This is a genomic window from Sphingomonas sp. 3P27F8, assembly GCF_005502745.1.
Lineage (GTDB): Bacteria > Pseudomonadota > Alphaproteobacteria > Sphingomonadales > Sphingomonadaceae > Sphingomonas.
The window spans coordinates 266,949-291,791 of sequence record NZ_SCNL01000002.1 but is presented as its reverse complement, the minus strand read 5'-3'; the positions used below and the strand labels follow the sequence as shown (position 1 = coordinate 291,791).

Below are 24,843 nucleotides of genomic sequence, written 5' to 3'. Positions count from 1 at the left end.
GGTCAGATCCAGGACGGCAGCCATGTCCAGTAATGGAAGGCCGCCGGGCCGCTGAGCGCCGTCGCCGATAGCACGGGAAAGAAATAGACCGCCATCGCGAGCGCCGCCATTGCAAAACGCCGGTCCCACCGCGCGCGCTGCGATCGCCAGTGATCGAAGGCGGCGGCGATGGCGATGACGATGAAGATGCTCGAAGGGTAATAATAATAATAGAAGCCCAGCGATTTGGGAATGATCGCGAAGATCCCGACGCTAGCCACCCACAACGCGAAAGCGGCGAGCAGCCGGGTGTCACGCTTTTTCATCCAGCCCCACAGGCATGCCGCCACCGCGACCAGGCCGCCCCACATCACCACCGGATTGCCGATCATCAGGATGCCACGCTGCGCGCCATCTACCGGTTCGTAAAGATACCAGATCGGGCGGATCAACAGCGGCCACGTCCACCAGCTCGACTGGTATATGTGCGAAGGCAACACCTGAACCTGCTGCGCAAACATGTATTTCTGAAGCGGTAGCAGACCTCGCCACGACAGCGGCTCCACGGCGAAGTGGAAGAGCGGCAGGAAGGTCGCGAAATAAATGACGACCGAAATCGCGCCGAGCGTCGCGAGCGCGGGCAGCGCATGGAGCCCCGGCCAGCGCCGCGCATCCCCCCGCTTCAGCACCAGGAAAGCGATGCCGGCGAACGCGACATAGGGCGCAGCGGCCCATTTGCATGCGGTCGCCGCACCCAGCAGCGCGCTTCCCGCCATCCACTTTCCCCAGCCGCCGCGCCGCATCGCCCAAGCGATCATGGCGATCGCGGCGGTCAGAAATGCCGCCATGAAGCCGTCCAGCGTGGCGACTCTGGCCTGCACGAAGATGGTGAAGTTCAGCAGCGCCAGCACGCCTGCGAACAGGCTGGCACGCAGCCGTCCCGTCATCAACTGGACGATCGCGAAGACCGCCACCACCGTCGCCGTGCCGGCAAATGTGGACATGAAACGCCACCCGACCGGCGTATCGCCCAGCATGTGGATGCCGAGCGCGATCAGTTCCTTTGCGAGCGGCGGATGCTCCAAATTGAGCAAGCGCGACTGTTCGAGGAACGTCCGAGCCGCCGGCACATAATAGATTTCGTCGAACACCATCTTGTGCGGCACCGCGACACGCACGAGGAACAGCGCCTCCGCGACGGCGCCGAGCAGGATGGCGACCGGCACGGGGCTTCGGGGAAACCACGAAGGGCTTGCACTGCGGTTTTCGCTCATCGGCGCCGGTCTAACGCCGTGTATCGCATCGGCAAGCCCGTGGACCTTGCGGTGGCCAATGGTTGTCGGGCAAAGGGCTGGCCATGAAACGCCGCTCCGGACAAGACCGCTCGATCACCGCCAACTGGCGCCCCGCTACTCGCGCGATCCGTGGCGGCACGATGCGTTCGGAATTCGGCGAGACATCCGAAGCCTTGTTCCTCACCTCCGGCTACGCTTATGACTGCGCCGGGGATGCCGCCGCGCGTTTCGCCGGCGAGCAGGAGGGGATGACCTATTCCCGCTTGCAGAATCCCACCGTGCAGATGCTCGAAGAGCGCATCGCGCTGCTGGAAGGGGCAGAGGCGTGCCGCACGATGGCGACGGGCATGGCCGCGATGACGGCCGTTCTGCTCTGCCAGCTTCAGACCGGCGATCATGTCGTGGCCGGTCGGGCTGCGTTCGGCTCGTGCCGCTGGCTTGTCGATTCGCTCCTGCCGAAATTCGGCATCGCGACCACGGTGGTGGATGCGCGTGATCCGCAGGCGTTCGTCGATGCGGTGCGCCCGGAGACCAAGCTGTTCTTCTTCGAGACGCCCGCCAATCCGACAATGGATATCGTGGATCTGCGCGCGGTGTGCGGGATTGCGCGCGAAAGGGGGATCACCTCGGTGGTCGACAACGCTTTCGCCACTCCGGCGCTCCAGCGGCCGATGGAGTTCGGCGCGGACATCACCGCCTACTCCGCTACCAAGATGATGGATGGGCAGGGCCGCGTCCTGGCGGGTGCGGTATGCGGGACGAAGGATTTCGTCGAGAATACGCTGCTGTCCTTCACCCGCAACACGGGGCCGACGCTCTCCCCGTTCAACGCCTGGGTGGTATTGAAGGGGCTTGAGACGCTCGATCTGCGTATTCATCGCCAGTCCGAAAGCGCGGTGAAGGTTGGACGTTTCATGGAAGGGCGTGTGCCGCGTGTCCTGCATCCGGGGCTGAACAGTCACCCGCAGCATGATCTCGCCATGTCGCAGATGGACGCGACCGGCCCGATATTCGCGTTCGAGGTCGATGGCGGCCGCAAGCAGGCGCATGCCCTGCTGGATGCGCTGCAACTGATCGACATCTCGAACAACATCGGCGATTCGCGCTCGCTGATGACCCATCCGGCCTCGACCACGCACAGCGGCCTCGCTGAGGATCGCCGGGTGGAGATGGGCGTGACGGAAGGGATGCTCCGCGTGAATGTCGGGCTGGAGGATGTGGACGATCTGATCGAGGATCTCGATCAGGCGCTGAGAGCGGCCGGCCTGTGAAAGCGCTATTTCCCCATGACGAGACGACCGATGGGGTGACAGTGCGTGTCGCCGTCAGCTATCTGCCCGAACAGTCGGAGCCGTCGCGGGGGCGCTGGTTCTGGGCGTATCACATCCGCATCGAAAATGCCGGCGGGCGAAACGTGCAGCTTCTGTCGCGCCACTGGGTCATCACCGATGCGCGCGGCGCGCGCCACTCGGTTGAGGGGGAGGGTGTGGTCGGGGAGAAACCGGTGATCGCTCCCGGCGCCAGTTATAATTATGTCTCCGGCTGCCCGCTGGCCACCTCGTCTGGGGCGATGCAGGGCAGTTACCGTATGATCGGGGAGGATGGCGTGATGTTCGATGTCGCGATCCCGAAATTTGCGCTGCTGGCGCCGGCGGTGGGCGCATGAAGCGGACGCATCTGCCGTTGAACGGGCTGCGCGTGCTCGATGCGGCGGCGCGCCATCTGTCTTTCACCCGTGCGGCGGATGAACTCGCGGTCACGCCGGCGGCGGTAGGCCAGCAGATACGTGCGCTGGAGGATACGCTCGGCGTCGTCCTCTTCCGCCGCACCACCAAGGGCCTCGAACTCACCCCGGAGGGCGAGGCAGGGCTGGTGGCGCTGCGCGACGGCTTCCTCCATTTCGAGGAATCGGTGCGCGCGATGCAGGCGGGCCAATCGTCCAAATCGCTCACGATTGCCGCGCCACGCGACGTGACGCAGAAGTGGCTGATGCCGCGCCTTGCTGAAATCGCACGGAGCGATGGCGAGATGCGCTTTATCCTCGTCGCCGCCGATGATGTGATCGATTTCACCGAAGCCAATCTCGATCTCGCGGTGCGTTGGGGGGAAGGCCCCGGCGCGCATGAGGGAGAAGCGCTCGAAAGCGAAGGGATGATTACGGTCGAGCGTCCCGGCGGCGCGGCCAGTGATGTGCGTATCGGCTGGGCGGGCTGCGGCGCGGAGGATGCCTCCTCCCCGGTTCGCGTCGCTGATGCCGGGCTGGCGATCGATGCCGCCGCCGAGGGGCTGGGCCGTGCGACCGTGCCGGAATTGCTCGCGGCGCGGGATCTCGCCGCCGGGCGCGTGGTACGCGTGGGCGAGGCCAGATTGTCGCGGCTTGGTTATTGGCTCGTCGCGCCGTTGCCCCAATGGCGGCAGAGGAAGGTGCAGGCGCTCGTCGACGCGCTCACCGCCTGATGACCCCTCAAATTTGAAGCCGGCGCCGCGTTGGGCTATCGCGCGGGCAAACCCGGCACCTGAACGGATACCATGACACTTTATTCCCGCTTTGCCGCTCATATTGATGCGGCGCTCGACGCTTTGGTTGCTGCCGGCGCGTTGCCGGCCGATCTCGATCGCCGCAACGTGACCGTCGAGCCGCCCCGCGATCCCGGCCACGGCGATCTCGCGACCAATGCGGCGATGGTATTGGCCAAGGCCGCCACGGCAAATCCGCGCGCGCTGGCCGAGCGGATCGCGGGCGAATTGCGCCGGCTGGATGAAGTGGCGGCGGTCGAAATCGCCGGCCCCGGCTTCATCAATATGCGGCTTACCGACGACACGTGGCGCGCGGAGCTTTCCGCGATCCGCGATGCGGGTGGCGATTACGGCCGCTCGCAGCGCGGGCACGGCACGCGCGTCAACGTCGAGTATGTTTCCGCCAACCCTACCGGGCCGATGCACATGGGGCATTGCCGTGGCGCCGTGGTGGGCGACGCGCTGGCCGCGCTGCTGGAGTTCGCCGGTCACGAGGTGACGCGCGAATATTATGTCAACGACGCCGGCGGCCAGGTCGACGTGCTCGCCCGGTCCGCGCACCTGCGTTATCGCGAGGCGCTGGGCGAGGAGATCGGCGCGATCCCCGAGGGGCTGTATCCGGGCGATTATCTCATTCCGGTCGGGCGCAAATTGGCCGACGAATTCGGCGATCGTTTTGTAAACGCGCCGGAAAGCGACTGGCTGGCGTTGTTCCGCACCCGTGCGGTCGATGCGATGATGGCGCTCATCAAGGCGGATCTCGCGCTGCTCGGCATTCATCACGCGGTTTTCGCCTCCGAGGCGGCGTTGCAGGCGGCTGGCAAGCCGGAGGCGGCCGAGCAATGGCTGCGGGAACGCGATCTTGTTTACGACGGGGTGCTGGAAGCGCCGAAGGGCGAGACGCCGGAGGATTGGGAGCCGGTGGAACTGCCGCTGTTCCGCTCCTCGAAATTCGGCGACGATCAGGATCGCCCCATCAAGAAGTCGAATGGCCAATGGACTTATTTCGGTGCCGATCTCGCCTATCATTTCCAGAAGGCGCAATCGGCGGACGAACTGATTGACATCTGGGGCGCGGATCATGCTGGCACAGTCAAGCGGATCACCGCCGCCGTCGCTGCGCTTACCGAGGGCAAGACGCGCTTCGACGTGAAGCTCGTTCAAATGGTGCGCCTGTTGCGTGGCGGCGAGCCGGTGAAGATGTCCAAGCGCGCCGGAAATTTCGTAACGCTGGCGGATGTCGTGCGCGAGGTCGGGCGCGACGTCGTGCGGTTTACCATGCTCACGCGGCGTTCCGACGCGCAGATGGACTTCGATTTCGCCAAGGTGGTGGAAGCATCGAAGGACAATCCGGTCTTTTATGTCCAGTACGCCCATGCCCGGATCGCTTCGCTGCATCGCCGGGCGGCGGAAGCGGGGATCGACGCGTCCAGCCCCGATCTGTCCCGTCTTGATACGGAAGAGCTGGCCCTCGTGAAGCTGGCGGCCCAGTTTCCGCGCGTTGTGGAAACGGCGGCAACGGCGCGGGAACCGCACCGTGTTGCCTTCTATCTCTATGATTTGGCGGCCGCTTTCCATTCATTGTGGAATGTTGGTAATGATCGGCCCGATCGCCGCTTTCTCGTCCCGGAAGATGCGGAATCGAGCGCTGCACGACTGCTCTTGGCGGACGGGTGTGCGCAAATTATCCGGAACGGGTTGTCCATCATGGGGGTGGAGGCAGTCGCGGAGATGTAGGCCATGACGGGCATTGAGAAGGTCGATCACAGCAATCTCGATCGACTGCCATGGTTGGAGTCGGCAGAGCTTGAGGATGACGGTGGCCCGGGAGCTGTGCGGACCATCGGGTACGTCGCCCTGGGTCTTGTGCTGCTCGCGGCGCTGATCTTCGGCGTGTACAAGGTGCAGCATCGCGCAGCATCCGTTGATGGCAATGGCGCTCTCATCAAGGCCCCGGTCGGCGATTACAAAATCAAGCCGGAGGAGCCGGGTGGCCTGAAGGTGAGCGGCGAGGGCGATTCGGCGATTGCCACCAGCGCCGGCGCGAATTCGTCCGCGGCGATCGATCTGAAGGCTGTGCCCGAAACGCCGATCGATGGGCACCGGACCGAGGCCAGGCCCGTACCGGAATCGACTGGCGGCGCGCGCAAGATCGCCAGCGAGATTCCACGTTCCGCGCCGAAACTGAAAGCGGCCGAGCCGGTCTCGGCGCCGCGGGCCGCAGTGCCGGGCGAGGGTTCGGGCGGGGCGCTTGTCCAGCTGGGCGCTTTCCCGAGTGAGGCCGTGGCGAATGCGGCCTGGAGCGCGCTCGCCAAGCGGTTCGGCTATCTCGCGACGCTTGGCAAGTCGGTGCAGGCTGCGGATGTGAACGGGCGGAAGGTATACCGGCTGCGCGTCAACGCCGGCAGTGCGGATGCCGCTTCCGATATCTGCGGCCGGCTCAAGGTAGCGGGTGAGCGCTGTTTTGTGACGAGCTGAGGCGGGGTCGGCGCTATCGCCGCTTCCCCGGCACGGGTGGCGGCGGTATCGATCCATTATGAAGCCTGTGATCTTCGGCCTTTCAGGGCCGACCCTGACCGATGACGAGCGCGCCTTCTTCCGTGAGGCGCAGCCCGCCGGCTACATCCTGTTCAAGCGCAATGTGGTCGACCGACAGCAGCTGCGTGCGTTGACCGATTCGCTGCGCGGCCTGGAAGGGCGCGGCGATGTCGCAATTCTCGTCGATCAGGAGGGCGGCCGTGTCGCCCGGCTCGGCCCGCCGGAATGGCCGGCATTTCCCGCCGGGCCGCTGTTCGACGCGCTTTACGAGCGGGCGCCGATCTCCGCGATAGAGGCGGCGCGCGCCAATGCGCATGCGATCGGATTGATGCTGGCCGAAGTGGGGATCACCGTCGATTGCCTGCCGCTGCTTGATATCGCGCGTCAGGGGACGACGGAGGCGATCGCGTCGCGCGCCTATGGCCATGAGCCCAAGCGGGTCGCAGCGATGGGGCGCGCGACGCTGGAGGGGCTGGCGGCCGGCGGCGTCGTCGGTGTCGTCAAGCACATGCCGGGCCACGGGCGCGCGATCGTTGATTCGCATTATGATCTCCCGCGGGTCGCCGCGAGCGATGCAGAACTCGATGAGGATCTAGCCCCTTTTCGCGCGCTGGCCGGTGCGCCGATGGGGATGACCAGCCATATTGTGTTCGACGCATGGGATCACGAACGCCCGGCGACGCTTTCGCCGATCGTCATCGAAGAGGTTATCCGTCGCCGCATCGGCTTCGACGGGCTGCTGATGACCGACGATATCGATATGAAAGCGCTCTCCGGCACGGCGGCCGACAAGGCCGCGGGGGCGATCGCGGCGGGATGCGATATCGTGCTCGATTGCTGGGCGCGAATGGATGAAATGGTCGATATCGCCGGCCGGCTCGGCGAGATCGCGGACTCGTCACGCATCCGGCTAGACCGGGCTATGGCCAGCGTCGGAAGCGCTGAGGGCGACATACCGACGCTGCTGGCCAAGCGCGACGCATTGCTGGAAATCCTCGGCGCGGCGTAACGGCACGCGCCGTCGGTCAGATCGCTCCCGAGAACGTATCGCATTGCGCCGGATCGCCTGAATCCAGACCCCGCTTCAGCCAGGCCTGGCGTTGCGCGGACGTGCCGTGGGTGAAGCTGTCTGGCATCACGCGGCCTTGCGCTTCCTTTTGCAGCGTATCGTCACCGATCGCCTGCGCGGCCGTCATGCCTTCCTGCACGTCGCCGGGATCGAGCCGGTCGCGATTTTGCGCGGCCCACACGCCGGCATAGCAATCCGCCTGCAATTCAAGCCGAACCGACAGGCGGTTACCCTCCACGTCGCTCGCGCGCGCTTGCTGCTGGCGAACTTGCTCGGATGTGCCGAGCAATTTCTGGATATGGTGGCCAAATTCATGGGCGATCACATAATCCTGCGCGAAATCGCCCGCCGCGTGAAAGCGATCCTGCAATTCGCGGAAGAAGCTGGTGTCGAGGTAGATGCCCTGATCGGTCGGGCAGTAGAAAGGGCCCATCGCCGATTGCGCGGCCCCGCAGCCCGATTGGCCACGCCCCGAATAGAAGACCAGCGTGGGCTGCTGGAAACGCTCACCGGAGCGCGAGAAGATCGCCGCCCAGGTCTTGTCCGCCGAACTGAAGGCGTTGCAAGCCGAGCGGCTCGATTCGTCGAGCGAGCAGGCTGTGGTCGCGCTTCCCGAGCCGGAAGAGCGCGCGCCTGTCTGTATCTGGGCTGTGCCGCCGACCCCGCCGCCCAGCATCGAGCCGAGGTTGCCCAGCCCGCCAAACACCGCAAGCAGCAGCAGCACGACGACGATGCCGCCGCACCCGAAGCGGCTGCCGATCAGCGGCAGCAACCCCAGCAGCAGCCCGCCACCGCTACCGCCTCCGCCGCCGAAGCTCTGGCCGCGCTGATCCTCGACATTGATGTTCGGATCGAAATCGTCGAGCCGCATCGCGCCTTCCCCTTTTGTTTCGGCCTTCCGCGACCATGAATGCGCGAGATGGACGGGCGGTTGCAAGCGTCGCGCTTGATCGCGGGCGCGGGGCCGTGCAGGAACGTGGCATGGCCGATATGGAATCCCGCCGGCGCCGCGCGCGGGCATTGCCGCTGCCCGATACGGTGGCGCTGGTGCTTCAGGGCGGCGGCGCGCTCGGCAGCTATCAGGCCGGGGTGATCGAGGCCCTGTCCGCCGCCCAGATCGAGCCGGACTGGATCGCCGGTATCTCGATAGGCGCGGTTAACGCGGCGATCGTCGCGGGCAACCCGCCCGAACGGCGGGTGGAGCGGCTGCGGCAGTTCTGGGATCAGGCTACGAGCTGGCTGCCCAGTTTTCCGATCCTGCCCGATGACATGGTACGCGAGTTGATTCACGAATGGTCGGCCGGCTTCGTGGCGATGGCGGGCGTGCCGGGCTTTTTCGGCCCGCGCTTCCTGCCGCCCTTCATGGCGGTGCCAGGAACGCCGGAGGGGATGAGCTTCTACGATTCGACCCCGCTGAGGGACACGCTCGACGCGCTGGTCGATTGGGAACGCCTGAACGACGGCCCGATCCGGCTATCGGTGGGCGCGGTCGATGTTGAGAGCGGCAATTTCCGCTACTTCGACACGGAGGATGAGCGGCTCGACGCGCGTCACATAATGGCATCGGGCGCGTTGCCGCCGGGGTTGCCCCCCGTCGAGATCGACGGGCGCTGGTATTGGGATGGGGGCCTCGTATCGAATACTCCGCTTCAGCACGTGCTCGATAACCAGCGTGAGGAGATGGTCGTCTTTCAGGTCGATCTCTTTTCCGCTGCCGATAAACGGCCGCGCACCATCATGGATGTGCTCGCGCGCGCCAAGGAGATCACCTTCTCCAGCCGCACCCGCCAGATCACCGATCAGCTGATGAAGCTGCGCAAGGAACGCGAGCTGGTGCGGCGCGTGCTCGCCAAGCTGCCGGCGGAGCTGCGCGACGATGCCGAGGTGGAGGCGCTGACGGTGATGGCGGCCGAGCAGCCGGTGAGCCTCGTCCACCTGATCTATCGCGCGAATGCCTGGGAGGGCGGGGCGCGCGATTTTGAATTTTCCACCCGCACGATGCGCGAGCACTGGGCGGCGGGGCAGGCGGCAGTAGAGGCGACGATGGCCAATGCAGAGCTGGTCGCCGAGAACATTCTTACCGGCCGAACGGCGGCCTTCGATCTGGCGAGATAGGAGTAATCATGTTTCTGAAGGGCAAGAGCGCGATCGTCACCGGATCGACATCCGGCATCGGCCTCGCGATCGCCAAGGCGCTCGCGGGTGAGGGGGCAGCCGTGGTCATCAACGGTTTTGGTGATGCGGCGGCGATCGAGAAGGAGCGCGCCGGCCTGGAAGCGATCAGCGGTGCGCAGGCGCTCTACGACGCGGCCGACATGACAAAGCCCGACCAGATCGAGGCGATGATCCAGCGCGCGCATGAAAAGCTTGGCGGCCCGGACATCGTCGTCAACAATGCAGGCATCCAGCATGTCGCGCCGGTCGATGAGTTTCCGATCGAGAAATGGGATGCGATCATCGCGATCAACCTGACCAGCGCGTTTCACATGATGCGTGTTGCGGTGCCCCTCATGCGCGCAAGGAAATGGGGGCGGATCATCTCAACCGCATCGGCGCACAGCAAGGTCGCCAGCCCCAACAAGTCGGCCTATGTCGCCGCCAAGCACGGCATCGACGGGCTCACCAAGACGGTGGCGCTGGAAACCGCGACCAGCGGCATCACCGTCAATTGCATCTCCCCCGGCTATGTCTGGACCCCGCTGGTGGAAAACCAGATCCCCGATACGATGAAGGCGCGGAACATGACGCGTGAGCAGGTGATGAACGATGTGCTGCTTGCCGCTCAGCCGACCAAGCAATTCGTCACGCCCGAGCAGGTCGGCGCATTCGCGTTGTTTCTGTGTCGCGAAGAGGCCGCGCAGATAACCGGCGCGAACCTGTCGATCGACGGCGGCTGGACGGCGGCCTGAACAATGGGATTGCTGGTCGCTCTAGCTGCCGTCGCGGCTTGCCAAGCCGGTGCCGTCGGCGCGGTGCAAATCCCGCCGCAAGAAGCCGAAGCGGTAGTGCGGGAACATACCCTTCCCGATCGCGCTGCCAAGTGCGGAGGCGTGGAATCCGCCTGGCGGCAAGCATCGACGCAGCGCGATCGTGAGCGGCTGCGCAACTGGCGCACCACCTGGCTCGATGCGGTGGCACGCGCCAAAGCCGGTGGCGGGGGCGAGGCGATCGCGCGCGATGAAATGCTCTACGATCCGGATCGCGCGCTCGACAACCCGATCATCCCCGCCGGAAATTATCGTTGCCGCATCATAAAGCTTGGCGCGAAGCGGCCGGTGAACCGGAATTTCGTGGAGCTGCCAGCCGCACGTTGCACGGTTGGACAGGATGACGGCGAGACCTGGTTCACCGTCAATGATGGCACGCAGCGGCCGATCGGGCGCTTCTTCGCCGGGCCGCCCGGACGCGGCGTTTTCCTGGGCACGCTTGAGCTAGGCGACGAACGCCTGCCGCTCGAATATGGCGTCGATGCGAAACGCAACATGATCGCGTATCTCGATCGCATCGGCGAGGCGCGCTGGCGCCTGATCGTGCCGGAGCCGCAATTCGACGCAGTGGCCGAACTGGTGGAGATCACCCCGGAACGCTGAGCGATCGTGCCGCCGCCTGATCGGTGGCGGCGCGCTATTGCCCGAACCCGGCGGCGCTCGCCTCGGCGATCGCCTCGCGCGCGGCGGCGATCAGCGCGCCCGCCTTCGCCTCGCACTCGCGCTGCTCATAAACCGGATCGGAATCGGCGACGATCCCGGCACCAGCCTGCATGTGGATCGTCCCGTCCTTCACCACCGCCGTGCGTAGCACGATGCAGGAATCCATCGATCCGTCGGGGGAAAAATAGCCGACGCCACCGGCATAGGCGCCGCGCTTTTCCTGTTCCAATTCGGCGATGATCTGGCATGCGCGCACCTTGGGCGCGCCGCTGACCGTGCCGGCGGGAAAGCCGGCGAGCAACGCGTCGATCGCGTCATGCGCCGGATCGAGCCGGCCGACGACGTTCGAAACGATGTGCATCACATGGCTGTAGAACTCGACCATGTAGCTGTCGGTCACCGTCACGCTGCCGGCGGAGGCGACGCGGCCGACATCGTTGCGTCCCAGATCCAGCAACATCAGATGCTCGGCGCGTTCCTTGGGATCGGCGAGAAGGCCGGTGCGGTTCGCCTCGTCCTCACTCGCCGTCTTGCCGCGCGGTCGCGTGCCGGCGATCGGACGGATCGTGACCTCCCCGTCGCGTGCGCGGACAAGAATTTCCGGGCTTGATCCGGTCAGCGCGAAACCTGGCAGGTCGAGGTGATAGAGGAAGGGCGACGGATTGATCCGCCGGAGCGCGCGATAAAGCTCGAACGGCGGCAGCGCGAAGGGCGCCGTGAAGCGCTGCGCGAGCACGACCTGAAAGATGTCGCCCGCTGCGATATAATCCTTCGCGCGCGCCACCATCTCCCCATAGCGGCCCGGCGCGAGCACGGGGTTGAGCGCGATCGCCATCGGCTCGCCCGTCGCCCGCGCCGGCAGGGCGGCGGTGGACAGGCTCGCCTCCACCGCGTCGAGCCGTTCCTCTGCTTCCGCAATCAGCGTGGGAGCATCTCGGCTCGCATCTGGCCATACGGGGGCGACGAAGAACAGCGCATCGGCCAGTCGGTCGAACACCAGGATCACCGTCGGCCGCACGAACATCATGTCCGGTAGGCCGAGCGGATCGGCCTGGGGCACCGGCAGGTTTTCCGCCAGCGCCATCGTTTCATAACCAAAATAGCCGACCAGGCATGCCAGCGCGCGCGGAAGTTCGGCCGGCACTTCCGCACGACATTCCGCCACCAGTTTGCGCAACGCCGCCAGCGTCGGCTCAGCGCATGGCGTGAAGGCTTCCCGATCGGTCAGCCACTGCGCGTTGATCGCGGCGCGGTGGCCCTCTGCGCGAAAGACCAGATCGGGAGCGAGGCCGATCAGGCTGTGGCGCCCGCGAACGGAGCCGCCCTCGACCGACTCGAGCAGAAAATCGCCGCGCCCCGGCTCGATCAGCTTCAGCGCAGCGGCGACCGGCGTTTCGGTATCCGCGACGCGCCGACGCCATAGCAGCGCGGGGCGCCCGGCAGCGAGCGCGCTTTCGGCGGCGTTACTGATTTGACGCATCCTTGCCCAGAAGATCGGCCTTCACCCGCGCGATATCGGCCGCGTTGCGCTGCACCTTAAGCTCAGCCTTCACCGCGTTGGTGAACTGCATGGCATATTCGCGACCGACCAGCGTGCCCAGCTCTCGTTTTGTGGAGGCGACCAGCGGCGGCACCTTGCCGGCATCGCCCGCGGTGATCGTGGCGACCTTCACCACTATCCAGCCGGTGTTGTTCGCCGCCTCCAGCATCCGGGCCGCGCCTCCGGGCAGGCTGAACATCAGCGCCAGCGCCGGATCGGCGCCACGCTGCTGCGCGATCTGCCCGCGTACGCCGGCGAGCGGGCGGATCGCGACGCCGTTCACGCCGGCTGCAGCCTGTGCGAGCGGCGTGCCCTTCTGCACCTTGGCCAGCACTGCCGCAGCTGCCTGACGCGCTGCCTTGCGTGCGCGATCGGCGATAAAGTCCTTGGCCACAGCCTCGCGCACCTGCGTCAGCGGGCGCGGCGCGCTGTGGACGATGCGATCGAGCGCGACCAGCGCGAAGCTGCCGTCCGCCGCCGTCTGCACCAGCGTCGGCGAATCGCCTTCCTCGGCCGCGAAGCCGGCCTTGACGATCTCGGCCAGCGCGGGATCGGCTTTGGATGCGGGGTCGTCCGGATTGATGCCGGTGGCGGCCAGCGCGGGGCTTGTTTCCGCCGTCAGCTTGTTATCGGCTACCAGTTCGCTGAAATTGGCGTTCTCGGCGCTGGCGTCATCGAGCTTGTCATGGATCGAGCTCATCGCGGCGGTGGTCTTCTGAACGGTCAGCGCCTTGGCAATCTCATCGTGCACCTGCGCGAGCGTCTTGGCCGGCACCTGCTCGATCGCATCGACCTTGACGACGACAAAGCCGACACCACCCTTGATCGGGCCCACTACCGCGCCTTTGACCGCGCCGAACGCGGCGTCCGCGGCGGCGGCGGAGGTCTGCGTGGCATAGGCCGACTTCTCGACGCTGCTCAACGTGCGCGGTTCGAGCCCGGCGGCTCGCGCGGCGTCCGCGATCGAGCCGGATCTGGCCTTGGCGACGAGCGCGTCGGCCGCTTTCCGGTCAAGCACCACCACCTGGGTGAGCGAGCGCTTCTCCTTCGCCGCATATTTGGCCCGGTCCGCATTATAGGCCTGGGCAATCTCCGCCTCGGTCGGCTGCGCCTGCGCCTTCACCATTTCCGGGTTGACGCGCGCATAGCGGATCACGCGGCGCTCCGGCACGGTGTAGCGCGCGACGTTACGCTTGTAGAAATCGGCGAGTTCAGCGTCCGTTGGCGCCGGACCGGCGGCCGTCGCGGCGGCGGGAATGAACGCCGCCTCGCCGGTGCGTCGCTCGAGCAGCAGCGAGGCATAAGGCAGCGCCACCGAATCCGCCACCTGCGCCGCGCCCACCGTCGCGCCCAGCAGGAAGCGCGCCATCGCCTGCTGCGCGATCTCGGCCTGCACCTGCTTGTCGGTCATGCGGCGCTGCTGGAGGATGCGCTCATAGATTGCCTGATCGAACTTGCCGGTCGGCCCAATCAGCGCGGGGATGCTCTGCAACTCGCTGCCGACCAGCGCGCGGCTCACCGACATACCCTGATCCTGCCCGAACTTCTCCAGCGCGATGCCGCTGATAAGCTGGTCGAGAATACTCTCCACCCCGCCGTCCGCGATCAGCGTTGGCATGTCGATCGCCGGGTTCTGCTGGCGGATCTCATTGAGCTGATCGGTGACGCGCTGCTTGAGCTGCGCCTCACCGATTGCGGTGTTGCCGATGCGCGCGACCGTCGTCTTCGTCATGCCGCCGCTGCCCGAGCGCAGGCCGGTAACGTCCCCCGCGGCAAAGGCCAGCGCGATCATGCCCAGTATGACGAAGGTGATGACGAGCCCGACCTTGGAATTGATGAGCCGCCGAAAGAAACCGAGCATGCGCGTGAAAACCCGTAATGTTGCAGCGGAGGCTTTAGGGTCGGCTTCGGGTGGCATCAAGCGCCGAGCGCGGCTAACGAGCGGGCGGATGGAGATTGTTGCCGCCAAGGGGAGGAATATGCGTCGCAAGCTTGTTGCCGGAAACTGGAAGATGAACGGTTCGCTTGCGAGCCTCGCCGAGCTCGACGGGATCGGTGCGGCGCTCGATCCGCGCGTCGATGTCGCGATCGCGCTGCCCGCGACGCTGATCGCCCCGGCGGCGGCCCGCGCCGCCTTTCCGATCGGGGCGGAGGATGTGCATGCCGCGGACAGCGGCGCGCATACTGGCTGTATCTCGGCCACGATGGCCAGGGAGGCCGGTGCCACCTTCTCGATCGTCGGCCATTCGGAGCGCCGCCAGGGCCAGTGCGAAAGCGATGCGGATGTGAAGGCGAAGGCCGGGGCGCTGCGGCGCCATGGCATGGACGCGATCCTGTGCGTCGGCGAGACGCTGGAACAGCGCGAGGCCGGTAATGCCGAGGCGGTGGTGACGTCGCAGATTCGCGCTTCGCTGCCCGAAGGCGCGGCGGGGGACTGGCTCGCGATCGCCTATGAGCCGATCTGGGCGATCGGCACGGGCCGCACCGCGACGGTTGCGGACGTGGAAGCGATGCACGGCGCGATCCGCGCGACGCTGGCGGCGGTGCTGGGAGCCGAGGCGGCGGCAGCCGTGCGGTTGCTTTACGGGGGATCGGTGACGGCGGAGAATGCCGCCGCGCTGCTCCACGCGCGTGATGTCGATGGCGCGCTGGTCGGCGGCGCGAGCCTGACGGCGGCGAAGTTCGCGCCGATTATCGCCGCGGGTGCCTGAGCGCCCGCTCGGCGCACCGGGACCGATAGCGTGAGTTGCGTGATCTCGCCGGTCGCCGCGCCGGTTTTCTCACGCACCGCATTGCTGATTGGCACGAGATAGCCGCCGTCGCGCGGGAATAGCGAGGTAGTGAATGTGACGTCGCCTGGCGCCACGTTGACCGGGACGCCGCCACAGCTCGCGGTGCGTGCCGCGGATCGCGTCCGCATATTTCTCGGGCACCGGCGCGAAGAAGAAAGGTGCCGGCCCGCCCATTGGATGACCACCGCCGCGAAAGTGATTTCCACCGGCGGCGGGTCGCTCATGAATAGCGCGCCTTCAGCACCTCCCACGCCGCCCGCAGGCCGAGCGCGTCGCCGCCCTTGGGGCGCCCCGCCTTCGCCGCCGGCCGCCAGGCGAAGGTATCGACATGCGCCCACGGGATCGCTGCCGGCACGAAGCGCCGCAGGAACAACGCGGCTGTCACCGCGCCGGCGAACCCGCTGTCGGGCGCATTGACGATGTCGGCCACATCGGATTTCAGCATCTCGTCATATCCATCCCACAAGGGCATCCGCCACAGGGGGTCGCCGACGCGCGCCGCAGCCGACAGAAGCTCTTCCGCGAGCGGCTCGTCGTTGGCGAACAGCGGCGGCAGATCAGGCCCAAGTGCCACTCGCGCGGCGCCGGTGAGCGTGGCGAAATCGAGGATCAGCGCCGGTTCCCCCTCGACCGCCCTCGCCAGCGCGTCGCCAAGGATCAGCCGGCCCTCCGCGTCGGTGTTGGTGTTCTCGACCGTCAGGCCAAGCCGTGTCCTCAGCACGTCGCCGGGGCGGAACGCGTTGCCCGCGATGGCATTTTCGACGGCCGGGATCAGCAGGTGAAGCCGAACCTTGAGCCGTGCGCCCATCACCAGCCCCGCCAGTGCGAGCATGTGCGCTGCGCCGCCCATGTCCTTCTTCATCAGCCGCATCCCGGCGGCAGGCTTGATATCGAGACCGCCGGAATCGAAGCATACGCCCTTGCCGACGAGCGCGACGCGCGGATGCGTCGGGTCGCCCCATTCCAGCTCGATGAGGCGCGGGGCATTCTCCTTCGCCGCCGCCTGCCCGACCGCGTGGATCATCGGATAGCCGATCGCGAGCGCGTCGCCGCGCGTCACGCTGAAAAGCGCGCCGTGTTTCTTCGCCAGCGCCTCGGCGATGTCCTCGAGCTGCGCCGGGCCAAGATCGGATGCGCCGGTGTTCACGAGATCGCGCACCAGCGCGGTCGCCTCGGCAACGCGCAGCGCTTCCTCGATCTTCGCCGGTTCGCCGGATAGCAGCACGCGCGGCTCGCCAGGGTCGGCGCGGTACCGCTCGAAACGATATTGTCCCAGCAGCCAGCCGAGCATCGCCGCCCCCGGCTCGCCGGAGGCGAGCCGGTATGTGCCTTCCGGCAGCGAAGTGCCGAGCGAGGCGATCCGCCACGGCGAGCTTTCCGCTTCGTTGCATACCAAAAGGTACGACCAGTCCTCCGCCGCATCGCCCGGCAGCACCGCCCGCTCGCCCGCCTTGCCCGCGACCCTGTTGGCCGCAACGGCGCTCCGCACGCGCGGCGGCTGGCCGGCGAGCCAGTCCGTGAAGGCATCGGGATGGATGACATGGATCGCACGCGCCGTCTGCCCGCGATCGGGCTGCAACATGGGGGTAAAGTCCGTCATGCCGCCACCAAAGCAGGAGTTGCGCGTCCACGCAACGCGGGCGGTTTGCAACTGTCGAACGGCGTTCTACATCGCCGATATGACCACGCACACTACTCGCATGCTGATTCTCGGCTCTGGCCCGGCGGGCCTTTCGGCGGCCATTTATGGCGCGCGCGCCGGGATGCAGCCGATCGTCGTCCAGGGCATCCAGCCCGGCGGCCAGCTCACCATCACCACCGATGTGGAAAATTACCCCGGCTTCGCGGATGTGATCCAGGGCCCCTGGCTGATGGAGCAGATGCAGAAGCAGGCCGAGCATGTCGGCACGCGGCTGATGTGGGATACGATCGTCGAGGTGGACCTGACGAAGCGCCCGTTCCGGCTCGTCGGGGATGGCGGCGATATCTACGAGGGCGAGGTGCTGGTGATCGCGACCGGCGCGCAGGCCAAATGGCTCGGCATCGACAGCGAGGAGCCGATGAAGGGCAAGGGCGTCAGTGCCTGCGCCACGTGCGACGGCTTCTTCTATCGCGGCAAGCAGGTGGCGGTGATCGGCGGCGGCAATACCGCCGTGGAGGAGGCGCTGTACCTCACCAATCATTCCGATGACGTCACGCTGATCCACCGCCGCGATTCGCTACGCGCCGAGAAGATCCTGCAGGAGCGGCTCTTCGCCCATCCCAGCATCAAGGTGTTGTGGAACAAGGAAGTGCGCGAGTTTGTCGACGGCGGCGGCGCCGCCGGGCTGGTCGCGCTCGATCTGCGCGATACGGTGACGGGGGAGGCGTCGCGGCTCGACGTGCAGGGCGGTTTCGTCGCGATCGGGCATCACCCGGCGACCGAATTGTTCCGTGGGCATCTGGAGCTGGACGCCGACGGCTATGTCGCGGTGCACGCGGGATCGACACGCACCAGCGTGCCGGGCGTGTTCGCGTGCGGCGATGTGATGGACAAGGTCTATCGCCAGGCGGTGACAGCGGCCGGCACTGGCTGCATGGCCGCGCTGGACGCGGAACGCTTCCTTGCCGAGGCCGATTTCGAGAAGATCGCGGAAGCCGCCGAGTAGGGTTGCATGGCCCCCCTTCGTGGCGCAAACGTCTCGCCGGAAAGCCATAATTTGGGGGGAATGATGAAATTTCGGATCGCACTCGCTCTGTCTGCGGCGGGCATCATGCTGGCCGCGCCTGCCATCGCGCAGGACAGGAAGGGCGAGGAAAAGCCGCCGGTGGAAAAGGGCGGCGATCCGGCGATTCCTCCCCCGGTCGTCTCGGTCACGCATCATAACGGCACGTTCGGTGGCACGAAGATAGCGTTTCGTGCGGTCGCCGGTGACACCTATCTGAAAGACAAGGACGGCAAGCCGCTCGCCTCGATCACGTCATACAGCTACATCAAGGAAGGGCCGACCGATCCCAACCGCCCGGTGACGTTCCTGTGGAATGGCGGGCCGGGTTCGGGTTCGCTGTGGCTGCAGATGGGGGCGTTCGGGCCGAAACGCGTGGTGCTGCCGGATGCCAAGGATGATGGCGCGCCACCCTATCGGATCATCGACAACAATGCCTCGCTGCTGGACGTGACCGATCTGGTCTTCATCGATCCGGTCGGCACCGGATTCAGCCGCGCGCTCGGCAAGACCGATCCGAAGGATTATTGGGGCGTCACCGCCGACGCCAAATCGATGGCGCGCTTCATCCGGCTGTGGCTTGACGCAAACGGCCGCTGGAACGCGCCCAAGTTCATCGGTGGCGAAAGCTACGGCACCACGCGCTCTGCGGCGGTCATCAACGAGCTTGAGGGCAGCTACACCGATGTCGCGGTCAACGGGATCATCCTGATTTCCTCGATCATGGATTTCAGCCAGGCGGCGGAGGCGCCGGGCAACGAGCTTGGCTATGTCACCAACCTGCCGTCGATGGCGGCGACCGCCTGGTATCACGACAAGGTGCCGAACAAGCCGGCGACCGTGGAGGAATTCGTCGCGCAGGCCCGCGCCTTCGCGATCGGTCCCTATGCTTCGGCGCTGTTGAAGGGCAATGCGCTTACCGTTCAGGAGCGCGCGCAGATCCTGCCGCAGCTTTCCCGCTTCACCGGCGTATCGCAGACGTTTCTTCAGAACGCCGATCTTCGCCTGTCGCCGGGCCGGTTCTACAAGGAATTGTTGCGTGATCGCGGGCTGACGATCGGGCGGCTCGACACTCGCTACACCGGCAGGGACTATGACGCCGCCGGGGAAGAGCCGGATAACGATCCGAGCTTCTACGGCATCGACGGCTCCTATACGTCGGCGATGAACTGGTGGGCGCGAGAGGGTCTGAAATATTCGCCGGAGCTGGTCTATTCCTCGATCGGCGCCGTGCGTGACTGGGACTGGAAGATTCCCGGGCCCCGTGGCGGCGACATCTATGTCAATGTCGCGCCCTATATCGGCCGGGCGCTGCGCGAGAACAGCGGGCTGCGCGTGTTCGCGGGTCAGGGCTATTATGATTTCGCCACGCCGTTCTTCGGGGCGGAATATTCCTTTTCACGCACCGGAATGCCGACGGATGGCAGGATCGAGTGGCATTACTATCATGCCGGGCACATGATGTACGTGCGCGACGAGGATTTGCAGAAACTTTCGAACGATATCCGGGCGTTTATTCGCAAGCGGTGACAAGATCGCGGATCGCCGCCGTCAGCGCGGCGGCGTCCGCCGATCGCGCGAAGCTGTGTGAGGCGGTGGGGATCGTGATCGTGCGCGGCGCGATTCCAGCCCGCCGCGCCGCATCGGCATAGGCGATCGCGGTCGCATCCCGCGCGGCGAGCATGATGGTCACGTCAGCACCCCAGCGTGCGATCGCCGCCAACACGTCGTTGGCAAGGGTGTCCGTTTGGGGTTTTGGTAGAGATATGCGCCGCAAGCCACGGAGAAGCTTAGGGAACGAAACGCCTCCTCGTATCATGCGGCGCCACGTCGCCGGATCGCGGAGGCGCGCCGCGTAATGCGCGCGGATCGCCGCGGGCGGGGGAAGCTCGTCGGCCCGCGCTACGGTCCAGGGATTGGCGAGCATCGCCCGCTCGATCCCTGCGTCGCGGCCGTGGATCGCGATCGTCGTCGCCGCGTCGCAGTTCCCGAATGCCACGATTCGCGTCAGGTGCGGCGTGTGGGTCCGAAACGCAGCGCACGCCGCGATCAGATCATCGCGTGCCTCAAGAAACTGGCGATTGACCCCGCCAGAATCGCCGATCCCGCGGCGATCGTAGCGAAATACCGGCACTCCTTCGCTCGCCAGCGTCGCCGCCAGCGCCGCCATCCCGCGATGCGCGCCTGCGCGGATCTCGTTACCGCCCGATACTATCAGCAACCCGATCGCCCCGGCCGCCTCGTCCAGCGATCCAATCAGCGTATCGCCATCACAAGGGAAAGCGATCAGCCGGCGCATGTCGCGATCCATTGTAGAATATCGGATGCCACCGCTTCCTGTAGCACCGCGTCGACGGCCGGCTCGCTGCCACGCCATAATGCCCGGCCCGGCAGCCGGACGACGGCGTCGCGCGGATCGTCAGCCAGCCGGGCGGTGCGAACCATTCCGCGTGTCGATGGCAGCGCCGTGCCCAGCTCATCGACAAATGTCGGCGACAGGCGATTGCCGGCATAATCCTCGCCACCGCCAAGCTGGCGAACGCGCATCAGTTCGCGATGCTGTGCCGCGCCGCTCACGGGCGACAGGTGCCACCGCGCGGCAAGCGCCGCATCGCCATCGATCAGCGCGCCGCCGCGCCAGGCCATTGCGAACACCGCCTCGGGGAGTGTCGCGGCAGCGGCGGCGAACGCCGCCCGCCAGTCCGCGAGCGTGGCCTCTTCCGTCGGCACCAGGCTTTCATTCGTGCCGGGCAGATCGGGCAGCGCGCCGCCGATCCCCCGCGCCGCCAGCCGGCGCAGCACATCGACCATCGCGGCACGCGTGCGATTGGCCTCCTCGAACAGCGGTGCCGCCGCAATGACGACCGGGCCGTGATCCGGCCCGAAACGCAGCATCGCCTCGCGGCCGCCGCGCCATTCGTAATCGGTGACGCGCGGGGCGCTCAGGCAGCCACCTTTTCCGCCGCGAAGCGGGTGAGCGCGCCGAATGTCTCGAGAATGTCGCCATCCACATCATCATCGTCGATGGTGATGCCCAGGCGATCCTCCAATTCGGTCAGCATGCCCGCCACTGCCATCGAATCGAGCTCGGGCAGCGCACCGAACAGCGGGGTTTCGGCGTCAAAGCTCGCCACCTGCGCCTCCGGCAGCCCCAAAGCGTCACGCAAAACCTCGCGCACCGCGTGCTCGATCTCGTCCGTGCCTTCCCGGTTCATGCGCGATCCCTGTGCCTGCCTGCGACGCGCGTTAAGACGGGGGGATGAAATCCGCAACGGCTTCGGTCATGGAGGGGCATGGTTCCGCTCGATCCCGCCCCGCAACCGATCGATCATGTTCTCGCCGGGAATGGCGAGGCGCCCGCGCTGATCGAGCGGGGTGCAACGCTCACCTATCGCGAACTGGAGCAGGCGGTGGCGCGGCTGGCGGGCTGGCTTGCGGCATTCGGTTTCGCCCGCGGAGCGCGCGTCGCGAGCTGGTTGCCCAAAACGCGTATCGCCTGCCTGATGCCGCTTGCCGCCCCGCGCGCCGGATTGGTGCACGTGCCCATCAACCCGCTGCTGAAGCGCGCGCAGGTGGCCCACATCCTTGCCGATAGCGGCGCGCGGCTGTTGCTCACCCAGCCGCCCCGTGCCGCCACGCTGGAGCCGGGCGATCTCCCCGCCGGGGTGCGGCTGGAACTGGAAGCTGGCGATGGCGACGCGCTGGCCCCTTCGACGGCGGCGCCGGATGCACTGGCGGCGATCCTCTATACTTCGGGCTCGACGGGCCGGCCGAAAGGCGTGATGTTGAGCCACGCCAATCTCTGGCTTGGTGCGAACTCCGTTGGGCATTATCTTGAGATCGAACCGGAAGATCGCGTGCTGGGCGTATTGCCGCTGAGCTTCGATTATGGCCAGAGCCAGCTGCTGTCGACGTGGGCGGCCGGGGCTGCGGTCGCGCCGCTTGATTATCTCACCGCGCGCGATGTGGTGAAGGCGGTGGATCGTGTCGGCGCGACCACGCTCGCCGGGGTGCCGCCGCTGTGGGTGCAGCTTGTCGAGGCGGAATGGCCGGCGGAGACGGCCGCCCGGCTCAGCCGGATTACCAATTCCGGCGGCGCGCTGACGCCGCGGCTCGTGCGTGCGCTGCGGACGACTTTCCCGGCGGCGCGGCTTTACCCGATGTACGGGTTGACCGAGGCATTCCGCTCGACCTTTCTCGATCCCTCGCTCGTGGATAGCCACCCGGAGTCGATGGGCAGCGCCATTCCTCATGCGGAAGTGCTTGTGGTTCGTCCTGACGGCGCGCGTGCGGGAGCAGGAGAGGCCGGCGAACTCGTCCACGCCGGTCCGCTCGTCGCGCAGGGCTATTGGCGCGATGCGGTTCGGACAGCGCAGCGGTTTCGTCCTGCGCCGGCGTTTTCGCGCTATGGCGGAACGGCGGTATGGTCCGGCGATACGGTGGTGGCGGATGCGGAGGGGTTGCTGCGGTTTGTGGGGCGCAACGACGAGATGATCAAGAGCGCCGGTAACCGCATCAGCCCGGCGGAGCTCGAGGAAGCGGCGGTCGCCGGCGGCGAGGCACAGGAGGCGGTGGCGATCGGCGTGCCCGATGCGCGGCTGGGGCAGGCGATCGTGCTCGTCGTGCGCGGCGATTATGCGCGAGAGGCCGCGCTGCGCGAGCGGTTGAAGCGTGATCTGCCCAATTTCATGCAGCCGGCGCGGATCGAGTGGCGCGACGATCTGCCGCGCAATCCCAACGGAAAGCTTGATCGCGCGCGTCTCCGTGCGGAGTTGACGCCATGAAGCCGATGGGGCCGATCCCGCCTGAATTCGCCGGGCAGCACGGGCCGCTCACGATCGCGGGGCGCACCGCCGATATGTGGATCCGGGAGGCAGGCTCGCCCTGTTTCATATACGATCCGGCGATCGTGGCGTCGCGCATCGCGCGGTTCCGGGCCGGGCTGCCGGGGATCGATCTTCATTATGCGATGAAGGCGAATCCCAATCCGGCGATGCTGGCCGCGATTTCGCCGCTGGTGGATGGCATCGACGTCGCCTCCGCCGGCGAATTGTCGATGGCGCTGAAGGAGATGCCCGCCGCGCGCATCAGCTTCGCGGGACCGGGCAAGCGTGATGCCGAATTGCAGGCGGCGATCGCAGCCTGCGCCACGATCAACGTGGAATCGATCGGCGAGGCGCATCGCGCCCTCGCGATCGGCGACCGGCTTGGCATCCGCCCGCGCCTGGCGGTGCGGGTGAACCCGGATCTCGAGCTCAAAGGATCCGGCATGAAGATGGGCGGTCGGCCGTCCCCGTTCGGCATCGATGCGGAGCAGGCGGCGGCGGTGGTAAGGCTTATTCGCGATGCCGGGGCGGATTGGCGCGGCTTCCACATCTTCGCCGGCTCGCAGGCGCTTGATCCGGCCGCGATCATCGAGACGCAGGCCGCCACCATCGCGCTGGCAGCGCGATTGGCTGAAGAGGCGCAGGCTGCCCCGCCGCTCGTCAATCTGGGCGGGGGCTTCGGCGTGCCGTATTTCGCCGGAGACAGCCCGCTGGATATCGAACGGATCGGCGCGGCGCTGGGCGAGGCGCTGGCGCGGCGCCCCGCTATTCTCGCGTCCGCCCGCTTCGCGATCGAACTGGGCCGATGGCTGGTGGCGGAGGCGGGCGTTTACCTCACGCGCGTGATCGACCGGAAAGAGAGCCGCGGCGAGACGTTCCTGGTGGTCGATGGCGGGCTGCACCATCAACTGGCGGCAAGCGGCAATTTCGGCACGGTCGTGCGCCGGAACTATCCGATCGCGGTGGCGGGCGACATGGGGGCGTCGGAGACGGAGGCGGAGACGGTCTCGGTGGTCGGTTGCCTGTGCACCCCGCTGGATCGCCTGGCCGACCGGGTCGCATTGACGCATACGCAGCCCGGAGACATCATCGCGATCTTCCTCGCCGGTGCCTATGGGCTCACCGCGAGCCCCACGGCATTCCTCGGTCATCCCGCTCCGGCGGAGCGTGTCGCGAGTCTTTCCTAACGCTATCTTCACCTCTTCGCCTCATAGGCCGAAGGCAAGTGTCCTCGACGGGAAAGACGTTTCCTGCCGGTTCGGGCGCGCCAAGGAGATTATTATGCGTTTCGGCAATGGTTCCCGTGGCTTGGTGGCGGCAGCGATCGTATCGATGCTGCTCGCCGGATGCGCGGGAGACAAGGCGCGGCCCGCCGCGCTGCCGCCCGCCGCGTTTGTCGCCAAGGCGGAACAGCCGGGCGAGGAATATGTCATCGGCCCGCTCGATTCGCTCCAGATCTTCGTCTGGCGCAACCCGGAGCTGTCGGCGAAGGTGCAGGTGCGCCCGGACGGCCGCATCACCACGCCGCTCATCAACGACATGCCGGCGGTGGGCAAGACGCCCGCGAAGCTCGCCGACGACATGAAGGCGGCGCTGGGCGAATATATCAAGGATCCGATCGTCTCGGTGATCGTGGAGAATTTCTCCGGCACCTACAGCCAGCAGGTGCGCATCGTCGGTGCGACCGAAAAGCCGGCCTCCCTGCCGTTCCGGGCGAATATGACACTGCTTGATGCGATGATCGCGGTCGGCGGCCTGTCGCAATATGCCGCCGGCAACCGCGCGCGGCTGATCCGCTACGATCGGGCGACCGGCAAGCAGCACGAATATCAGCTCAAGATCAATCGCCTGCTCAAGAGCGGCGATCCTTCCGCGAACGTCAAGCTGGAGCCCGGCGACGTTATCATCATCCCCGAGAGCATGTTCTGAGGG

General features: G+C 66.5%; 23 protein-coding genes. 15 read left to right on the top strand and 8 right to left on the bottom strand.

From position 1 onward, the window contains the following. Positions 1-2: 2 nt before the first annotated feature. Positions 3-1,205 (bottom strand): phospholipid carrier-dependent glycosyltransferase, encoded by a 1,203-nt coding sequence (locus tag FFS35_RS03940; RefSeq protein ID WP_249341435.1) that lies wholly within the window; start codon positions 1,203-1,205, stop codon positions 3-5. Positions 1,206-1,336: 131 nt separating this feature from the next. Here FFS35_RS03940 and FFS35_RS03935 point away from each other — a divergent pair, with 131 nt between their 5' ends. The 6 genes from FFS35_RS03935 to FFS35_RS03910 all read left to right on the top strand — a co-directional run bounded on the left by FFS35_RS03935 (position 1,337) and on the right by FFS35_RS03910 (position 7,338). Beyond that, entirely contained in the window at positions 1,337-2,545 is a 1,209-nt protein-coding gene (locus FFS35_RS03935) for an aminotransferase class I/II-fold pyridoxal phosphate-dependent enzyme (protein WP_137785801.1), read from the top strand. Continuing rightward, positions 2,542-2,940 (top strand): Co2+/Mg2+ efflux protein ApaG, encoded by a 399-nt coding sequence (gene apaG, locus FFS35_RS03930; RefSeq protein WP_137785800.1) that lies wholly within the window; start codon positions 2,542-2,544, stop codon positions 2,938-2,940. Before FFS35_RS03935 ends, apaG begins: the two co-directional genes overlap by 4 nt. Continuing rightward, on the top strand, positions 2,937-3,731 hold the full coding sequence (locus FFS35_RS03925) for a LysR family transcriptional regulator (protein ID WP_137785799.1): 795 nt from the start codon (positions 2,937-2,939) through the stop codon (positions 3,729-3,731). The genes apaG and FFS35_RS03925 overlap by 4 nt, the downstream gene beginning before the upstream one ends. A 72-nt stretch (positions 3,732-3,803) precedes the next feature. Continuing rightward, positions 3,804-5,528: an arginine--tRNA ligase gene (gene argS, locus FFS35_RS03920; protein WP_137785798.1), complete on the top strand. Its 1,725-nt coding sequence runs from the start codon at positions 3,804-3,806 to the stop codon at positions 5,526-5,528. A 3-nt stretch (positions 5,529-5,531) separates the two neighbouring features. Then, positions 5,532-6,269 carry an SPOR domain-containing protein gene (locus FFS35_RS03915; protein WP_137785797.1) on the top strand — a complete coding sequence of 246 codons (738 nt, stop codon included), beginning with the start codon at positions 5,532-5,534 and terminating at the stop codon, positions 6,267-6,269. A gap of 58 nt (positions 6,270-6,327) precedes the next feature. After that, positions 6,328-7,338: a glycoside hydrolase family 3 N-terminal domain-containing protein gene (locus FFS35_RS03910; protein ID WP_137785796.1), complete on the top strand. Its 1,011-nt coding sequence runs from the start codon at positions 6,328-6,330 to the stop codon at positions 7,336-7,338. A gap of 16 nt (positions 7,339-7,354) precedes the next feature. Here FFS35_RS03910 and FFS35_RS03905 read toward each other — a convergent pair whose 3' ends face one another. Then, a complete protein-coding gene (locus FFS35_RS03905) occupies positions 7,355-8,269 on the bottom strand; it encodes a neutral zinc metallopeptidase (RefSeq protein WP_137785795.1) in 915 nt (304 codons plus the stop codon). A 110-nt stretch (positions 8,270-8,379) separates the two neighbouring features. Here FFS35_RS03905 and FFS35_RS03900 point away from each other — a divergent pair, with 110 nt between their 5' ends. From FFS35_RS03900 to FFS35_RS03890, 3 genes are read left to right on the top strand one after another with little or no spacing between them, the layout of a single operon-like run. Next, a complete protein-coding gene (locus FFS35_RS03900) occupies positions 8,380-9,513 on the top strand; it encodes a patatin-like phospholipase family protein (protein WP_137785794.1) in 1,134 nt (377 codons plus the stop codon). Between the two features lie 8 nt (positions 9,514-9,521). Then, the gene (locus tag FFS35_RS03895; protein WP_137785793.1) at positions 9,522-10,307 is read left to right on the top strand and encodes a 3-hydroxybutyrate dehydrogenase; all 786 of its coding nucleotides are present in this window, start codon (positions 9,522-9,524) and stop codon (positions 10,305-10,307) included. A 3-nt stretch (positions 10,308-10,310) separates the two neighbouring features. After that, positions 10,311-10,988, top strand: coding sequence for a DUF4893 domain-containing protein (locus FFS35_RS03890; protein ID WP_137785792.1), 678 nt, complete (start codon positions 10,311-10,313; stop codon positions 10,986-10,988). Positions 10,989-11,022: 34 nt separating this feature from the next. On the opposite strand, the gene trpE is transcribed toward FFS35_RS03890, so the two are convergent. Continuing rightward, positions 11,023-12,528 (bottom strand): anthranilate synthase component I, encoded by a 1,506-nt coding sequence (trpE, locus tag FFS35_RS03885; RefSeq protein ID WP_137785791.1) that lies wholly within the window; start codon positions 12,526-12,528, stop codon positions 11,023-11,025. Then, positions 12,512-14,449, bottom strand: coding sequence for a peptidylprolyl isomerase (locus tag FFS35_RS03880; RefSeq protein ID WP_137785790.1), 1,938 nt, complete (start codon positions 14,447-14,449; stop codon positions 12,512-12,514). The genes trpE and FFS35_RS03880 overlap by 17 nt, the downstream gene beginning before the upstream one ends. Positions 14,450-14,567: 118 nt before the next feature. Between FFS35_RS03880 and tpiA the strand changes: the two genes are divergently transcribed. Continuing rightward, the gene (gene tpiA, locus FFS35_RS03875; protein WP_137785789.1) at positions 14,568-15,299 is read left to right on the top strand and encodes a triose-phosphate isomerase; all 732 of its coding nucleotides are present in this window, start codon (positions 14,568-14,570) and stop codon (positions 15,297-15,299) included. Between the two features lie 301 nt (positions 15,300-15,600). Here tpiA and FFS35_RS03865 read toward each other — a convergent pair whose 3' ends face one another. After that, positions 15,601-16,980 (bottom strand): leucyl aminopeptidase family protein, encoded by a 1,380-nt coding sequence (locus FFS35_RS03865; protein ID WP_137785787.1) that lies wholly within the window; start codon positions 16,978-16,980, stop codon positions 15,601-15,603. Positions 16,981-17,059: 79 nt separating this feature from the next. Here FFS35_RS03865 and trxB point away from each other — a divergent pair, with 79 nt between their 5' ends. After that, on the top strand, positions 17,060-18,028 hold the full coding sequence (trxB, locus tag FFS35_RS03860) for a thioredoxin-disulfide reductase (RefSeq protein WP_137785786.1): 969 nt from the start codon (positions 17,060-17,062) through the stop codon (positions 18,026-18,028). A gap of 63 nt (positions 18,029-18,091) precedes the next feature. After that, positions 18,092-19,615, top strand: a complete 1,524-nt coding sequence (locus tag FFS35_RS03855; protein ID WP_137785785.1) for a peptidase S10 — start codon at positions 18,092-18,094, stop codon at positions 19,613-19,615. Here FFS35_RS03855 and FFS35_RS03850 read toward each other — a convergent pair. The 3 genes from FFS35_RS03850 to FFS35_RS03840 are packed head-to-tail and all read right to left on the bottom strand — an operon-like array spanning position 19,599 to position 21,300. Beyond that, on the bottom strand, positions 19,599-20,384 hold the full coding sequence (locus tag FFS35_RS03850) for a hydrolase 1, exosortase A system-associated (RefSeq protein ID WP_137785784.1): 786 nt from the start codon (positions 20,382-20,384) through the stop codon (positions 19,599-19,601). The two genes, FFS35_RS03855 and FFS35_RS03850, sit on opposite strands and share 17 nt — an antisense overlap. Then, positions 20,372-20,980 carry a hypothetical protein gene (locus FFS35_RS03845; RefSeq protein WP_137785783.1) on the bottom strand — a complete coding sequence of 203 codons (609 nt, stop codon included), beginning with the start codon at positions 20,978-20,980 and terminating at the stop codon, positions 20,372-20,374. Before FFS35_RS03845 ends, FFS35_RS03850 begins: the two co-directional genes overlap by 13 nt. Positions 20,981-21,027: 47 nt before the next feature. Beyond that, the gene (locus tag FFS35_RS03840) at positions 21,028-21,300 is read right to left on the bottom strand and encodes an acyl carrier protein (protein WP_137785782.1); all 273 of its coding nucleotides are present in this window, start codon (positions 21,298-21,300) and stop codon (positions 21,028-21,030) included. A 78-nt stretch (positions 21,301-21,378) separates the two neighbouring features. Here FFS35_RS03840 and FFS35_RS03835 point away from each other — a divergent pair, with 78 nt between their 5' ends. The 3 genes from FFS35_RS03835 to FFS35_RS03825 all read left to right on the top strand — a co-directional run bounded on the left by FFS35_RS03835 (position 21,379) and on the right by FFS35_RS03825 (position 24,840). After that, positions 21,379-22,869, top strand: coding sequence for an acyl-CoA ligase (AMP-forming), exosortase A system-associated (locus tag FFS35_RS03835; protein WP_137785781.1), 1,491 nt, complete (start codon positions 21,379-21,381; stop codon positions 22,867-22,869). Further along, positions 22,866-24,098 carry a pyridoxal-dependent decarboxylase, exosortase A system-associated gene (locus tag FFS35_RS03830; RefSeq protein WP_137785780.1) on the top strand — a complete coding sequence of 411 codons (1,233 nt, stop codon included), beginning with the start codon at positions 22,866-22,868 and terminating at the stop codon, positions 24,096-24,098. Before FFS35_RS03835 ends, FFS35_RS03830 begins: the two co-directional genes overlap by 4 nt. Positions 24,099-24,192: 94 nt before the next feature. Next, positions 24,193-24,840: an XrtA/PEP-CTERM system exopolysaccharide export protein gene (locus tag FFS35_RS03825; RefSeq protein ID WP_137785779.1), complete on the top strand. Its 648-nt coding sequence runs from the start codon at positions 24,193-24,195 to the stop codon at positions 24,838-24,840. The last annotated feature ends 3 nt before the right edge of the window (positions 24,841-24,843 follow it).